Origin of the sequence: Wolbachia endosymbiont of Tettigetta isshikii (assembly GCF_041154185.1) — a bacterium.
Lineage (GTDB): Bacteria > Pseudomonadota > Alphaproteobacteria > Rickettsiales > Anaplasmataceae > Wolbachia.
Genome location: NZ_JBFTEN010000011.1, coordinates 1 through 13,906, shown reverse-complemented (window position 1 = coordinate 13,906; position 13,906 = coordinate 1). Strand labels below are relative to the sequence as shown.

The window sequence follows — 13,906 nt, the reverse complement described above, 5'->3', positions numbered from 1 at the left end:
TCCGTCCACTAAATCGATAATGTTGTGGGACCAGTGAAGGATATGCTTGTAGGAGTGAATAAAGATGCTGATGCTTCAACAACCTTGGGAAGCAGAAAGGAAACAATTAAGGGTAGAACACACAATGCATTTTCTTATATCTTTGCAAACTCATTACTTGCGCTGTATAAAGGGGTTGCATATCTTGCATACTTGCCACACAAATTATTTTCATATCTAAGAGGGACAAATGGTCCAGAATCTCTTGTATGGTATGCCAATAATTTTCAGAACAAAGCAGAACAACATGGTGAAACATGTGCTAAATTCATAAGTTCGGTCTTGTCTTACGTTATTTCATCTGTCATTTGAACTGCAGCGCTGATTGTTACACCACTAACTTGGACTGTTGATAAAGTGTCAAGTAAGTTTAGTGAGACGAAGACGCCAGAAGGAGCTGTTGATCATAATAAAGAAATGACTGCAGCAGGTAACTAATCTGCACTATAAATGCCAATAGCTTTGATATTTAGCCATGGGCATTTCGGTGGAGCGTCATTTCGGCGCCCCTCCTCCTGTCATCCCAGTACTTGATACTGGGACCCTGGATATTACTTTAGTAATAAATATTTAAGAAGTTTACCAAACAAGAAAAAAAGGCAAAAAAAACCCGAGTAGCTAGTTATTCACTATCTATCTTATAACATTGGCGTTTTTTGATGTTTTAAACGACTTATAAGCGCGTTTCAGCTTGTATAGGTGAAAAACCAGAAGTTTTAAAAGACATGCAGTACACACAGTGCAAAAAATTAAACATGAGACGCCAAATATACTAAGTTTTTTCTCATTTAATCTGCACAGATTGAAGATAAATAATAGCTTCATTCTCATTGAATGAGTAACGGCGAAGGTTGTCAAGTAGTTTTTTCGTTTCTATTGGATAGCTTTTTCTACTGTTGTCTACCAGCTTTCTGTGTAGTGGATCAGTATAAGTTGCTTGCAAATGTAAGTAGCTTATACTTCTATGATGAACAACACAATACTACCAAGAAATTTCTACGAGCGGCCGACTTTGGTTGTAGCTGGAGAGTTATTGGGAAAAGTCCTCAAATTTTCCAACTTTAGTGGAATAATAACTGAAGTTGAAGCCTATATAGGAATGGATGACCCGGCTTGTCATGCAGCACGAGGCTATACTGGTCGAACCTCGGTAATGTTTGGTATGCCGGGGTTTTCATACATATACTTTATATATGGAATGTATTACTGTTTAAACATCGTAACAGAAGCAGAAGTGTTCCCAGCAGCAGTATTAATAAGGGGATTGAAGCTCACTGAACCGCTTGAAGCAAATCTAGGTGGACCAGGAATACTGTGCAAAAGGTTGAATATTACCAAAGAACACAACAAACAAGACCTCACTATAAGCCACGAATTTTGTGTTTACGAATCTCACCTCAAACCAGATTATATCTGTACCCCCAGAATCGGAATTAGTAAAGGTAAAGAGAAATTTTGGCGATTCAAGGTTTTCTAACTTTGCATGTTATTCCCGTGCGCACGGGAATAACATGCAAAATACTTTAGTGGAACTTAACAAGTTTATCTATAGTCTTAGTAATGATTTTTGGAGTATCTGGAGAAACTTTCGAGTTAAGCCTATTTAGTTGCTCTATAGCAAACTCACTGTTCTCATTTGCTATAAAATCACATAGAATATTTTCTATACCATTAGTAATGTTTTCATACTTTCTCAAAGGATGATTGTGTGGATATCTGTTAATGGTTTTGATGCTGGAGTACTCAACAAAAGCTTGATCCTTAAAAGCAAGTTGTTTCAATTTCTCTTTAAGTTTTGCTTCTTCCTCTTGTGCTAAAAGGCTAGATTTTATCAGTGATTTTATAACCGAATTTATAGCCTGATGCATCTCAGAATGTACTACAACATTAATAGTATTTTCTTTTACTATGCAATTATAAATGCTTTTCTCGCTCTTTAGCAACTCTATGAACATTCTGCTATTTTGAGAACTTAGCTCCAAATCCTTTTCACTCATAGGAGTTATTATGAAGATGTTCTTATTCACCCTAATGTTATACTGTGGAGAGCCCTCAAAAAGGGAAAACGCTATATCCTTAGATTCAAGTGCATTATTGCACGCAGAAAAGAGAGTGTGAGCTATAACGTTGCTTGGCACCTTCATCCCATGTTTACTTAAGTGATGTAATACATTTTCAACATCATGATATGTAAAGCCTGAACTCTTCAGTAAATTAACAACCTCTATGCCGTCATGTTGTTTATACTCTATTCTCACCTCCTCTGTAAAAAGTGTTTTTGCTGCTATGTGCTTATCAAGTACTGTAAAAATTTTGATGAAATTTTCTAAATCTTGTTTGTCGATTAGTTCGATACTAATTAAGTTCTTGCTAACAATTGAAATATTTTGTGTCATTTTTGCTCACTAAAAAACTAACTAAATGAATTGTATTTTTAATCCATTAAAATTTGTTTAAAATGAGCATACTAGCTTCTTCATTCGTGCATCACATGAAAGTAAAAGTAATGAAAATCACATAAAATCATCATATGATACTACACATTCTTCATATTCATCATTGCTGCTTGGGTAAGTTGTTACATCAGCTTTATCATAATTGCTATTTAATATATCATCTAACTTCCCTTCTCTTTCAAGGTCCATCAATTTGTCACATCCAGCAATATGATGTATATAATTGCCATTTTCATCAGTAATAAAAATTTGCGGAACTGTTCTAACGTTATATTTTGACTTTATGTCATTAAACAAATCCGGACTTTTAAGCACATCGATTTCTTCATATTCCACACCTTTTTTATCCAGCAACTCCTTTGCTCTCTTACAGAATGGACAGTATTGCTTTACGTATATTACAACTTTTCCTTTAGTATTTTTTACAATTTATCTCCGTAGCTTAGTAAAATATGGTTATTATATAAGAAACATGTAAAGATATCAAATTGTATGAAAATTATTTATGATTACGAGCAGTGGGTAGAGAATAACGTAGTATTAACTTTCGGAAACTTCGATGGCGTTCATTTAGGGCATGAACTTGCAATTTCTACTATAAAGAAAGTAGCACAAGAAAGGAGATTACCCTCTGCAATTTTAACTTTTGAGCCCCATCCATCAACAATCTTATTTGGCAGAAACAACTTTAGATTGATAAATCAAGAACGAAAAAAGGAACTGATTAGCAGCTATGGCATAGATTACTTATATATTATCAATTTCAATGAAGGCTTTTCTCAAATCAGCTGCAATGACTTCATTAGTAAGACCTTGATAGGTAGATATAGCGCTAAACACATAGTCATTGGAGAAAGTTGCACTTTTGGTCACAAACGACTGGGTAATACATCGACCCTAAGGGAACATTCTGAAACGTATGGATATTCTTTAACTGAATTAGAACCATTGATAATTGATGGAAAAGTTTGTTCTTCTTCTTCAATAAGAGAGTATTTACAGAAGGGCGAAACAGGGATTGCTAACAAATTGCTCGGCAGACCTTATCAAGTCTCTGGTATTGTAACAAAAGGTGCATATAGAGGTAGAGAAATAGGATTTCCAACTATAAACATTCCGATAGGAGACTGCATGATAAAACCCAAGTTTGGTACATATTACGCTAAGGCAGCATTTTCTGACAATAATTCAAATTGGCTATACGGAGTAGTCAACATTGGTATGAGACCTACGTTTAAGGATTTGAAAAAGCCCATAGTAGAAATGCATATATTCGATTTTAATAAAGATGTGTACGATTATAAGGTTAATATACAACTTTTAAAATTTATAAGGTCGGAAAAAAGATTCCATAGTGTTGACGAATTAACAAAACAGATAAATTATGATATACTTGAAGCTTATCAGTTGAGGACAAATTTATGAAAAAACTATGCTTAATTGTTATATTAGTTATGATATTAACTGATCAGATGAGCAAATTGTACATAAACTCATTAATTGATGAAGGAGAGTCAATCGAAGTTGCTAGCTTTATAAAGCTAGTTGAAGTATGGAATTCGGGGATTAGTTTTGGAATGTTTAGCACTTTACCATATAGCAATCTCTTTTTTTCAACATTTTCAACACTAATAATTAGCATACTCGCATACTTGATATACAAATCTAGCGATAAATTAACTTGTTTTGGTTTTTCTCTGATGATTGGTGGGGCAATCGGTAATGTAGTTGACAGGATCTACTGGGGAGCTGTGTATGATTTCATATATTTTCATATTGGCAGTTGGTACTGGCCAGCTTTCAATCTAGCAGATATATATATAGCTTGTGGGATGTTTGTATTGCTGTATAAGTGGTACATATATGATAGATTCATTTCTAAACAAAATGAGGAATAAAATTGTTGTTTTGAATTCATAGGTTAGAACAACGCGTTACAAAATTCTTAGCCTTTTTATATTACCTTTATTGTTTTGCACTCATCCAATCTCTATGAAAGCTGCAAATATAGAACACAGTATAAGGCACACTAAACTCAGTAATGGGCTAGATGTCTATGTTGTACCTAATCACCGAATACCAGCTGTTTTTCATGCAGTAATATATAAAGTTGGGGGAATGGATGATCCAATCGGCAAAGCAGGATTGGCTCACTACTTTGAACACTTAATGTTTGAAACTACAGGAAAATTTAAAGACATAGAATCCACTATGAGTAGCATTGGGGCGCAATTTAACGCATTTACCACTAGAGAATATACCTGTTACTACGAATTAGTCCTCAAGGAGGACTTACAACTAGCAATGGAAATTGAGGCCGATAGAATGGGCAATTTTAACGTTACTCAAGATAAAATAGATAGAGAAAAAAACATCGTGCTAGAGGAAAGGAAGATGAGGTTTGATAATAATCCTAACAATTTATTATGGGAAGAAATGAATAGTGCATTTTACCGTAATGGCTATGGTAGGTCTGTTATTGGTTGGGAAAGTGATATTAAAACTTACAGTCAGGATAATATAACAAGATTTCATGACAACTATTATCATCCAGGCAATTCAATACTGCTGATTGTTGGTGATGTGGAGTTCGATGAAGTAGTGGAACTAGCAGGAGAAAAATATGGGGAAATTAAAGCTAAGCCTACAATTAGGCATTACCCAAATCAGGATCCAGCACATAATGCAGATCTATCGGTAACTTTAGAAAGCACTGAAGTAAAAGAACCAATTTTGTATTTTCGTTATCGTGTTCCTTTATTCAAAAGCATGGATGAGACCTCTGCTGTTAATTTAGCAGTTGAAGTGTTAGGAAGTGGCAAATCTAGTAAACTATATAAAGATTTGGTTTTAGATAAAGGTGTGGCAGTATCAGTGTCTGCTTATTATAACAGTTTAGCCTTTAGTGATAGCTACATTGATATTGAAGTAACTCCAAAAAGCGGAATGAAGTTGAACGTTATTGAAAGAGAGCTAGATAATGCTATTAATAACTTTATCTTTGAAGGAATAACGAATGAGGAGTTGCAAAGTGCAAAGTCTAAATACAAAGCAGCACAGTTTGATAAGTTATCTGACTTAACTAGTATAGCAATGTTTTATATACCACGCCTAGCACTTGGTATGCCACTTGATGAGATAGATATTTCATATAGTAAAATCAATGATGTTAATTTAGAGAATGTAAACAACAAAATTCGCACCATCTTTTTTACTAACAAATTAGTCGGTCGCTTGCTACCAAAAGGAGGTAATAATGAAGATAAGTAAACTTGTATTTATACTTTTTTTCTGTCTAGGCTTTAATTTACAAGCAAGTGGTAACCTAAATATAGAGGAGGTTACTACCCGTAAAGGATTTAAGTTTTTGTTTGTTGAAAACTGTGATTTACCAAAAGTTTCACTGAATATATCGCTCAAGGATGCAGGCTACGCGTATGAGAACGCGGAAAAACAGTGGCTTACTTGGTTTACTTCTCTTATAGTTCAAGAAGGGGCAGGAAAAAATGACGCCAAAGATTTTGCAAAAAAGCTTGAAGATAAAGGGATTAGTTTAAATTTTATTGCCGACTTAGAAGCATTTAGAATTTCATTAAATACTTTATCTGAGAATCTAGAGGATGCAATTTCACTACTGAGCGACGCTATAGTGCGTCCTAAAGTTGACTCTAAAGGATTGAATAGAGTTTTCGAAAAAGCAAAAGTTACTTTTAATAATCTTGAAAAAAATCCTTATTTTGTTGCTGGAAAAGAACTGGAGACGTTGTTGTTTAAAAAACATCCTTACTCAAAAATTGGATATGGAACTCTTGATACTGTAATGAGCATTACTAGAGATGATGTTTTAACATACATAAAACGCAATTTTGCTAAAGACAACATGGTTATCAGTGTTGTTGGTTGCGCAACAAAAGAAGAAATTAGTACGCTACTGGATAAATATTTATCTAAATTACCATTAAAAAGATCAAAAGTTAAAAAAATACCTGTAAAAAATGATTTTGGTCCTGCAGAAAGTAAGAACATTTTTATGGATATACCGCAGAGTGTGATACTTTTTGCTCAAAAAGGTATAGCATATGAAGACCCCAATTATTATAACGCTAGTGTCTTAATTAATGCGCTTGGCGGTATGGGGCTAAACTCAATACTAATGAAAGAATTGAGACAAAATCTGGGTATTACTTATGGTATTAGTGCAAGTGTTGTTCCCAAAAAACATGGAAGTACTATAGCTGGACTTATGAGTACTGATAGCTCTACTGCTAGCAAAGCTATATCAGCAGTGAAAGATACTTTGAGTAGGGTAAAAAAGGAAGGAATTGATGAGCAATTGTTCAAGGATACAAAAACCAGTTTAGTAAATAACCTTACCTTTTTACTATCCAATAATACAAATACAGCAATACTGCTAGATGACATGCAGATAAATGATCGTGATGTTAATCGTATAAATGATTATGCGAATATCATTAATGACGTTAAATTAGAGGAAGTAAACAAATTGGCAAGTTCCTTACTAGATCCTGAAAATTTATTTTTTGTTGAAGTTGGCAGAAATGCTCAAAGTAAATAATCGCTATAATATAAATAAATTTTTAATTATATTTCTTCACAATTTTAAGTTTGTAGCTAATTTCAACGTTTAGGTGAAAAACAATACGAAAGGTACTACGAAAAGGAATAAAAGAACTCCGATTACTTTGTTAAATCCTTTGATAACAATATTTTCTGCTATCAACACGGGTATGTTGATGACTGTCAAGTTGATCTATATCACAAGTCAATAAATAGGCATGGTAGGTATAATGCTCGGTAACATTGGCGCAGGTGTTTTTTTAGCTCAACGTCCCTGATGTCAAGTTTATACTCTTTTTTTAACTATTTTAGAAAAAAGAGCCTATATGAAAAGTTTAACTACGAGAAGATATTAGAAGCAAAAAGAAAAGATAATCATAGAATTCAAGGCATCTGTTTAAACATTCTGTGTGACATATTATTTTTAACTAGTAGCTGCAGTTTCTATTGCTTTATTTAGCAATCCCGTAGCTCTTTTTGCTACTGCGCCTCTCGTTACACTGGGTTGTGTGGTGATGGTTGGTAACATAACTAACTCCGTTTACCGTCAAGTTAAAGACTTTAAAAATCATCTTTCACAATTTTCAAAAGAGGAACAGAAAGAGCTGTACACAGAGATGAAAAAAGAAATAAACTCATCACGTCTTTATAAAATTATGGCAAAAACTCTACCTGAAAAGGTAGTATTAGCAAAACTGCATGCTAATGCGGAGAATAAAGAAAGGCGGAAAGAAGTTCAGCATTTAAAGTAAATGCTGAAAGAATGCAATCGAAAATCAACAGATAGTGATATAGCTGGTAAAAGTAGCAAAACTACTAAAATGAGAAAAGAAGAATACATTAAACGAAAAAGCTCCAATCCTGAAGTTCCCACACATCTTTCTTTAGGTAAAAATGTGATTGAAGAAAGAGAAAAAGGAAGTAATACTCCACGGTCTCTCTAGTTTGCTATCTTAGCTGCTATTAACCTCACTGCTTCCACGTAGCACTTGTGTTCCTCAGCTAGAATACGTTCTGAGAGGCTTTGAATGCTATCGTTTGGTAACACTTGCACAGTAGCTTGAGCGATTATGGCTCCAGCATCAACCTCAGGAGTGACGTAATGTACGGTACAACCTGTAATTTTTACACCTGCTTTCAGAGCTTGCTCTTGGGCATTGAGACCCTTAAAAGATGGAAGTAAAGAGGGGTGAATATTTATAACCTTGTCGTGCCATTTACTCAGAAAGTCAGCTTTTAGAATTCTCATAAATCCTGCAAGGCAAACCAAATCAACCTTATGTTGAACGAGTATTTTGTGAATTTTATTAGCATCAAGTGGTTTACTTTCAACAACAAATGCTGAGATTCCTGCTTGCTTTGCTATTTTCAGGCCAGCAGCCTCACCATTATCTGTGATAACGCACACAACTTCTGCATGAAAACTGCGATCTTGACATGCTTTTATCAATGACTGCATGTTTGATCCCATGCCTGAAATGAGTATTCCGAGCTTTATTTTTTTCATTGTAGCACAGTTAGTTTAGTGTGAAATTTAATATTAACAAAATAGCTCAAAAGGAAAACCTATTTTATAGTGAAAAGGGTGCCGTACAGCTTTTTCCGTTATAAGTGAACCTTCTAATTTTAGGTTTCGCTGGACAGCATTCAGCTAAAATTAGCTCTGATGTTGAAGCATCTGAGCAAGTATACTACTATAAACATACATTTTTGTAATCGCGTTATTATTTATTTAACAAAGTATTAGTATAATCTATTCACTGGATTAAACGGAGAAAATTTAATGAGCAAATTACCACACAACGCAAAAATAAGTAAATCTCAGGTTACTCAGTGGGAAGTAATAAAAAATTGTGAATATGCTGATAATTGCCTGTCAAAAATAGTAAATCTATATGTCATTAAAATGGCTCGGCTGTCAGATTTTTATGCGAGTGATGAACCTGAAATCAACACCATCCTGGCAAGAGTAAGTGTGATAAGTGAAAATGTATTTTTAAATAAGGCGGCTGCTATTGAAATTATGGAAGATATTTTTCCACACAAATTTAACAGCAAGAAAAAAAACAACATATCAAGGTTAGAAGATTTGTACAATTACTTATGCTCTGTTGTTGGCAATAGCCTTCCAAAAGAAATGCTTGAGAGCCTGGTAAGAGAGTATAAGGATGCTGTTAACTTATTTAAGACAATTACCTGATTGAACGCAGCGTTTCCAAGACTCTATTCTCCATTTCAGAAACGCCGCTTTCAAGACTTTTATCTATCAAATATATTGTAGACAGGTAAGTTTGCCGTTTTTTTACAACATTGATAGTTAAAGTGCCAGGAGTGATCGTAACTGAATTTGCAAACAATGTGATGCTTTTGTCGTTATGCCCTTTACACTTCTTTAGGATGGTGATTGGTTCAAGTTTAAGCTCGGTCTGTAGCACTTTTTTTGTTACATAAATACTCGATAGAATGACTTGGTATATCAACCACGGTATATAATTTACCAGCAACTTATAAAATGACAATCTACTCGTACCATTTAGGATTTGACTGAAGGCGCTTTCAGCATCTATCAATCGTTTAAAGATAAACAACGTGAATATAGAGGAAAATATCCCACAAAAGACAAAAAACGGTTCAAAATAACCAGACAATACAGCCCATAGAAGAAACAGTATTATAAAAGACAGAGAAAAAAATTTGATTTTTTGCCTAAGATTCATGACCTGCAGTATAACTCAAGTAATTTTTTAAGGAAAGATAATAATGGTCCTACCCCTATAAATTTATATCCTTTGCCCTGAGGAAATGTTCGATAAACTCTTTTGCTACTACTTTACCTATACCAAAAATGATTGGACTAGTTGCAGGATTTGCGCTTATAGCAAGTACTATTGTTAGTGCTGGCATATACATTATGCCAAAGCCTAAAACTGAAATGGGAGTAAAGCAGGTTGTACCTAGCGATATATCTGTGTAATTCCGTCATTCCGTTGCTGTAGCACTCTCTTCACCCTTCAAAAAGTCTATTATTCCTCACCTTGATAAAAAGCTACGCTCTGCCTAAGCGAAGTCACTTAATTTTTACATATCTATTGTAAAGTAAAGAAGCTAGAACGGGAACAAAAATGTTAGCTGAAGCGTGGACTTTACTGATACTTACACTACTTGAAACTATACTTAACGTAGACAATTTAATCTTTATTTCTCCAGCGATAGATAAGGTACCAACCACGCTGAAAGAAATGGTACGCCTTATAAGTCTTGGACTAGCGCTACTGATGCGTTTTGTGACACTGTTTTTTACATCGTACATATTGTCAATGCAAAAACCTATATTTCACGCTATATCACTTGACATCTCAGTAAAGGATCTGCTTATGATAGCTGGAGGATTATTTCTCATTGTTAAAAGCTCTACGGAGCTATGGAATAACATTTTTTTATACAAGCAAACCGAAAAAAAAATAGGTATCAAATTGCAATTGTTTTCAGTTGTACTGCAAATTATATTAATAGACTTAATTTTTTCGGTCGATTCTTTATTGACTGCTATAGCATTAACTCACAACATGATAATAATTGCTATGGCATATACATTTTCCATACTAGCGATGATATTTTTATCAAGTCATACCGCTCAGTTAATTAAGTCTAGCCATAACTTAAAAACAATCGCCATTCTATTTATTTTATTTGTTGGTGCATATCTAATACTTGAAGGACTTCATATAGAATTACCAAAAGAATACTTATATTCTTCATTAATATTTGCATTGCTTGTGGAAGCTATAAGCAAAATAAGGAAAACGTAGCAGTTGTACAGTCCCAGAATGTGATGGTATTTCTAATACTTTATCATACCTGGAACTGTACAAGAGAAGGAAAGTATAGGAAATTTTTGCGTTTTATAGCCCTTCTTAACATCTAGTAAATAAAATGCTTGTGCTTTGTCTATGCTAAAGTACAATTAAACTTTACTAAATAGTTTTTATGCTTGATGGAATGCACGAAGAGTGCGGAGTATTTGGTATAAGCTGCAATAAAAACGCTGCTTTTAACTCCATACTAGGTCTTCATGCTTTACAGCATAGAGGTCAGGAGTCTTTTGGTGTAGTGACAAGTTATAACGGTGAGTTGAACTCTTATCATTTTCAAGGTCAAGTGAGCAGTGTGTTTGATCACGTAGATGCAATAAAGAAATCCTTGCCTGGAGATTATGCAATAGGCCACGCTCGATACTCAACAAGTGGCAGTAAAGTTGGAGCGCAGCCCATGCTTGGCAAAGGCAGCAAGTTTGGAGATTTTGCTATAGCACATAATGGTAATTTAATTAATATTTCTCCAATACGCGAGCAATTAATTAAACATGGGTGCGTTTTTCAATCGGATATCGATACAGAAGTGGTAGTACGTTTGGTAGAAACTAATACAAAAGATAACTTTTTAGAGAGTTTTATATGTTCATTAAAGCAGATACAAGGCGCTTATTCCTTTGTTGCAATCAACCAAGAGAGGGTTATTGGAGTGCGCGATCCAGCAGGAATCAGACCCCTTGTTTTAGGAAAGTTAAACGGCTCTTACGTGCTTGCATCTGAGACTTGTGCTTTTGACATAGTAAATGCAGAATTTATTAGAGAAATAGAACCAGGAGAATTAGTCACTATTGATCGTAATGGCCACCTAACTTCAGCATTTTCTTTTGCGCAGCAAAAGTCGAGCTTTTGTATTTTTGAATACGTATATTTCTCAAGACCAGATAGCATAATGGAAGGTAGGTCTATATACGATATGAGAAAAGAAATAGGTAAAACGCTCGCAGAGGAGAGTCCACCAAAAAACAATGTGGATATGATTGTACCAATACCTGATTCTGGAATACCTGCAGCCATTGGATATGCAAAACATTCAGGGTTACCTATGGAGCTCGGAATAATTCGTAATCATTATATAGGAAGAACTTTTATACAACCAACCGCTGAAGTGCGTAAAGTCAGAATAAAGTTAAAATTCAACACTAATAAGCACATTCTAAAGGGTAAAAACATAGTTTTAATAGATGACAGTATAGTACGTGGCAGTACACTCAGAAGCATAATAGTTATGTTAAAAGATGCAGGAGTAAGAGAAATTCACTTAAAAATTTCCAGTCCACCAATTAAGTACTCTTGCTTTTATGGAATTGACACACCAGAGCGCAAAGATTTAATTGCTGCAAATCAATCTATAGAGGAAATAAAGCCAAGTATAGGGGTGAATAGTTTGACCTTCCTAAGTATTGATGGGCTATATCAGGCTGTTAAGAAAGAGAAACGCAATAACATAGCACCGCAATACTGTGATGCTTGTTTCACTGGTGATTATCCAATTGGTAAATGTTAATACCAAGTATCTGTTCAGGCAATGGCGTCAACTTAAGGAAAAATGTCAGTGATTGTGTATAAAATTTCTCTCTAAAATTTTTACCATTAAATTATCCAAAAGCTGCAATAAACAGCACTTTTGTTTCTATTTTATTTCAACAAAGAAGTTGCTAAGGTAGGCTCTTAAGTTGACGTCATTGGCTGAACGTATACACGACAGATACGACATTATGTTGTTTATCGCAAAAACTCATGCTTTACACAATCGGAACGAGGAAACACATTCCTCGAAAGGAGCTAAATCCTTTTTCCACAGCCTCTTATCTATTGTTTCTTAAACCGCTCCCCTGAATAGATACTGCCTACTTACCTAGAATAAAATAAGAAAATATTGCTAAAACATTCCACACACCATCACACTACAGAATGGCTTTAATGCCAGATACTATCACTATGACCGCTATCTAAATTAAAGTCATAGTTACTGTTAAACTGATGTGCTTCGCTTTGATCAAGTCCTCCTGAGGTCTTTTTGTCGATACAATACTGTAACAGTTCTTTTAACGCTTCACTACTATCTTTATCTAAGTTAAAATTACTAATGTCAAATAGCTCCATATCTTCTACATTTTCATTTTCGCATAACCAGCACACTTCTCTTAAAGCACCTAAATTAGGAGAAGATGGATGAGAACTTACTACTTTGTCAAACTGTTCCCATATTTCCTTAAAAGAACTTTCTGGATTAAGTTTCAGTATTACTATAAAAGTCTCATAATGAAAAGAATTGTAAGTTTCAGGAAATTGTGAATGTTCTTTACCAACTTTAATAAAAAGATCGACTACATCATATGTTGAAAAATGACGATTCATATAGAAATCTACAGTATTTACCATAAAATTAACAACTGCCGCTAAAGAAAGCTGCTGATTGTTTTCCAAGATAGCTTCTAGCTTTGTAACAAATTCATACTGACGTTGACTAAGAAAATTGTAAGTTAAAAACGTGATATAAAAGAGATAAGAGAGAAAGATAACCCTACTCACTATAGGAATAGAGTTATCATGGGCGTGTGCGACCGAGAAAAAATTGGTATTACAACCGTTCTTATCAAGGTACACTAGCCCTATTTCTCGATACGTTTGAATAGTTGTTTGGGACATATATATGCACCCGTTTACAATCTTAAATTAACAAAACTATCGAGGTTTATTATTGTTACATCTTATCAAAATTTTATTGGCATTGACATCGGAAAATTTAAAAATGTCGTTGCAATTCACAGACAGAAGAATGCTGTCGCATTTGATAATAATGCTTCTGGTTGGCAACAATTGTTTCAAGAGTTTTCAGATATTCTACCTAATTCTTTAGTGACTTTAGAAAATACAGGGAAATATGAGCTTGGTTTATCACATTTTCTTATTGACAAGAATATTGCCGTGCATCGAGCTAATACTCGTAAAGTAAAAAGC

18 protein-coding genes are annotated in these 13,906 nt (G+C 34.3%); 12 read left to right on the top strand and 6 right to left on the bottom strand.

Annotation, left to right across the window (positions count from 1 at the left end; all coding sequences use genetic code 11):
• Positions 1 to 33: 33 nt before the first annotated feature.
• Together AB6N09_RS03030 and AB6N09_RS03025 are read left to right on the top strand one after the other, a co-directional pair.
• Positions 34 to 351, top strand: a complete 318-nt coding sequence (locus AB6N09_RS03030; RefSeq protein ID WP_411131472.1) for a hypothetical protein — start codon at positions 34 to 36, stop codon at positions 349 to 351.
• Between the two features lie 655 nt (positions 352 to 1,006).
• Entirely contained in the window at positions 1,007 to 1,516 is a 510-nt protein-coding gene (locus AB6N09_RS03025) for a DNA-3-methyladenine glycosylase (protein ID WP_411131497.1), read from the top strand.
• Between the two features lie 46 nt (positions 1,517 to 1,562).
• Here the strand turns inward: AB6N09_RS03025 and AB6N09_RS03020 are convergent, their stop codons facing one another.
• Together AB6N09_RS03020 and AB6N09_RS03015 are read right to left on the bottom strand one after the other, a co-directional pair.
• A complete protein-coding gene (locus AB6N09_RS03020) occupies positions 1,563 to 2,435 on the bottom strand; it encodes a hypothetical protein (RefSeq protein WP_411131471.1) in 873 nt (290 codons plus the stop codon).
• A gap of 117 nt (positions 2,436 to 2,552) precedes the next feature.
• Positions 2,553 to 2,894: a glutaredoxin gene (locus AB6N09_RS03015; RefSeq protein WP_411131496.1), complete on the bottom strand. Its 342-nt coding sequence runs from the start codon at positions 2,892 to 2,894 to the stop codon at positions 2,553 to 2,555.
• 93 nt (positions 2,895 to 2,987) lie between these two features.
• On the opposite strand from AB6N09_RS03015, the gene ribF reads away from it, so the two are divergent.
• From ribF to AB6N09_RS02985, 6 genes are all read left to right on the top strand, one after another.
• The gene (gene ribF / locus AB6N09_RS03010; RefSeq protein ID WP_411131470.1) at positions 2,988 to 3,920 is read left to right on the top strand and encodes a riboflavin biosynthesis protein RibF; all 933 of its coding nucleotides are present in this window, start codon (positions 2,988 to 2,990) and stop codon (positions 3,918 to 3,920) included.
• Positions 3,917 to 4,393 carry a signal peptidase II gene (gene lspA, locus AB6N09_RS03005; RefSeq protein WP_411131469.1) on the top strand — a complete coding sequence of 159 codons (477 nt, stop codon included), beginning with the start codon at positions 3,917 to 3,919 and terminating at the stop codon, positions 4,391 to 4,393. Before ribF ends, lspA begins: the two co-directional genes overlap by 4 nt.
• Positions 4,394 to 4,487: 94 nt before the next feature.
• Positions 4,488 to 5,765, top strand: a complete 1,278-nt coding sequence (locus tag AB6N09_RS03000; RefSeq protein WP_411131468.1) for a M16 family metallopeptidase — start codon at positions 4,488 to 4,490, stop codon at positions 5,763 to 5,765.
• Positions 5,752 to 7,071: a M16 family metallopeptidase gene (locus AB6N09_RS02995; RefSeq protein WP_411131467.1), complete on the top strand. Its 1,320-nt coding sequence runs from the start codon at positions 5,752 to 5,754 to the stop codon at positions 7,069 to 7,071. The genes AB6N09_RS03000 and AB6N09_RS02995 overlap by 14 nt, the downstream gene beginning before the upstream one ends.
• A 517-nt stretch (positions 7,072 to 7,588) precedes the next feature.
• Positions 7,589 to 7,825 carry a hypothetical protein gene (locus AB6N09_RS02990; protein WP_411131466.1) on the top strand — a complete coding sequence of 79 codons (237 nt, stop codon included), beginning with the start codon at positions 7,589 to 7,591 and terminating at the stop codon, positions 7,823 to 7,825.
• Positions 7,826 to 8,017: a hypothetical protein gene (locus AB6N09_RS02985; RefSeq protein WP_411131465.1), complete on the top strand. Its 192-nt coding sequence runs from the start codon at positions 7,826 to 7,828 to the stop codon at positions 8,015 to 8,017.
• On the opposite strand, the gene purN is transcribed toward AB6N09_RS02985, so the two are convergent.
• A complete protein-coding gene (gene purN / locus AB6N09_RS02980) occupies positions 8,014 to 8,580 on the bottom strand; it encodes a phosphoribosylglycinamide formyltransferase (protein ID WP_411131464.1) in 567 nt (188 codons plus the stop codon). The genes AB6N09_RS02985 and purN overlap by 4 nt on opposite strands.
• 276 nt (positions 8,581 to 8,856) lie before the next feature.
• Between purN and AB6N09_RS02975 the strand changes: the two genes are divergently transcribed.
• The gene (locus AB6N09_RS02975) at positions 8,857 to 9,273 is read left to right on the top strand and encodes a hypothetical protein (protein ID WP_411131463.1); all 417 of its coding nucleotides are present in this window, start codon (positions 8,857 to 8,859) and stop codon (positions 9,271 to 9,273) included.
• On the opposite strand, the gene AB6N09_RS02970 is transcribed toward AB6N09_RS02975, so the two are convergent.
• Both AB6N09_RS02970 and AB6N09_RS02965 read right to left on the bottom strand, forming a co-directional pair.
• Complete coding sequence (locus AB6N09_RS02970) at positions 9,266 to 9,790, bottom strand: Na+/H+ antiporter subunit E (protein ID WP_411131462.1); 525 nt, start codon at positions 9,788 to 9,790, stop codon at positions 9,266 to 9,268. The genes AB6N09_RS02975 and AB6N09_RS02970 overlap by 8 nt on opposite strands.
• A 55-nt stretch (positions 9,791 to 9,845) precedes the next feature.
• The gene (locus tag AB6N09_RS02965) at positions 9,846 to 9,977 is read right to left on the bottom strand and encodes a hypothetical protein (RefSeq protein ID WP_411131461.1); all 132 of its coding nucleotides are present in this window, start codon (positions 9,975 to 9,977) and stop codon (positions 9,846 to 9,848) included.
• 218 nt (positions 9,978 to 10,195) lie between these two features.
• Here AB6N09_RS02965 and AB6N09_RS02960 point away from each other — a divergent pair, with 218 nt between their 5' ends.
• Positions 10,196 to 10,882 carry a TerC family protein gene (locus AB6N09_RS02960; protein WP_411131460.1) on the top strand — a complete coding sequence of 229 codons (687 nt, stop codon included), beginning with the start codon at positions 10,196 to 10,198 and terminating at the stop codon, positions 10,880 to 10,882.
• Positions 10,883 to 11,060: 178 nt separating this feature from the next.
• On the top strand, positions 11,061 to 12,449 hold the full coding sequence (purF, locus tag AB6N09_RS02955; protein WP_411131458.1) for an amidophosphoribosyltransferase: 1,389 nt from the start codon (positions 11,061 to 11,063) through the stop codon (positions 12,447 to 12,449).
• Positions 12,450 to 12,862: 413 nt separating this feature from the next.
• Here purF and AB6N09_RS02950 read toward each other — a convergent pair whose 3' ends face one another.
• Positions 12,863 to 13,594, bottom strand: coding sequence for a hypothetical protein (locus AB6N09_RS02950; protein WP_411131457.1), 732 nt, complete (start codon positions 13,592 to 13,594; stop codon positions 12,863 to 12,865).
• A gap of 51 nt (positions 13,595 to 13,645) precedes the next feature.
• Between AB6N09_RS02950 and AB6N09_RS02945 the strand changes: the two genes are divergently transcribed.
• A partial coding sequence (locus AB6N09_RS02945) for an IS110 family transposase (RefSeq protein WP_411131495.1) occupies positions 13,646 to 13,906 on the top strand: 261 nt, incomplete at its 3' end.

What these genes read in the sequence shown, in the direction of transcription:
- AB6N09_RS02995 (WP_411131467.1), top strand. Translation starts at nt 5,752, where the DNA reads ATGAAGATAAGTAAACTTGTATTTATACTTTTTTTCTGTCTAGGCTTT.
- AB6N09_RS02960 (WP_411131460.1), top strand. Translation starts at nt 10,196, where the DNA reads ATGTTAGCTGAAGCGTGGACTTTACTGATACTTACACTACTTGAAACT.
- ribF (WP_411131470.1), top strand. Translation starts at nt 2,988, where the DNA reads ATGAAAATTATTTATGATTACGAGCAGTGGGTAGAGAATAACGTAGTA.
- AB6N09_RS03000 (WP_411131468.1), top strand. Translation starts at nt 4,488, where the DNA reads ATGAAAGCTGCAAATATAGAACACAGTATAAGGCACACTAAACTCAGT.
- purF (WP_411131458.1), top strand. Translation starts at nt 11,061, where the DNA reads ATGCTTGATGGAATGCACGAAGAGTGCGGAGTATTTGGTATAAGCTGC.
- AB6N09_RS02985 (WP_411131465.1), top strand. Translation starts at nt 7,826, where the DNA reads ATGCTGAAAGAATGCAATCGAAAATCAACAGATAGTGATATAGCTGGT.
- lspA (WP_411131469.1), top strand. Translation starts at nt 3,917, where the DNA reads ATGAAAAAACTATGCTTAATTGTTATATTAGTTATGATATTAACTGAT.
- AB6N09_RS02975 (WP_411131463.1), top strand. Translation starts at nt 8,857, where the DNA reads ATGAGCAAATTACCACACAACGCAAAAATAAGTAAATCTCAGGTTACT.
- AB6N09_RS02970 (WP_411131462.1), bottom strand. Translation starts at nt 9,790, where the DNA reads ATGAATCTTAGGCAAAAAATCAAATTTTTTTCTCTGTCTTTTATAATA.
- AB6N09_RS03025 (WP_411131497.1), top strand. Translation starts at nt 1,007, where the DNA reads ATGAACAACACAATACTACCAAGAAATTTCTACGAGCGGCCGACTTTG.
- purN (WP_411131464.1), bottom strand. Translation starts at nt 8,580, where the DNA reads ATGAAAAAAATAAAGCTCGGAATACTCATTTCAGGCATGGGATCAAAC.
- AB6N09_RS02950 (WP_411131457.1), bottom strand. Translation starts at nt 13,594, where the DNA reads ATGTCCCAAACAACTATTCAAACGTATCGAGAAATAGGGCTAGTGTAC.
- AB6N09_RS02965 (WP_411131461.1), bottom strand. Translation starts at nt 9,977, where the DNA reads ATGCCAGCACTAACAATAGTACTTGCTATAAGCGCAAATCCTGCAACT.
- AB6N09_RS02990 (WP_411131466.1), top strand. Translation starts at nt 7,589, where the DNA reads ATGGTTGGTAACATAACTAACTCCGTTTACCGTCAAGTTAAAGACTTT.
- AB6N09_RS03020 (WP_411131471.1), bottom strand. Translation starts at nt 2,435, where the DNA reads ATGACACAAAATATTTCAATTGTTAGCAAGAACTTAATTAGTATCGAA.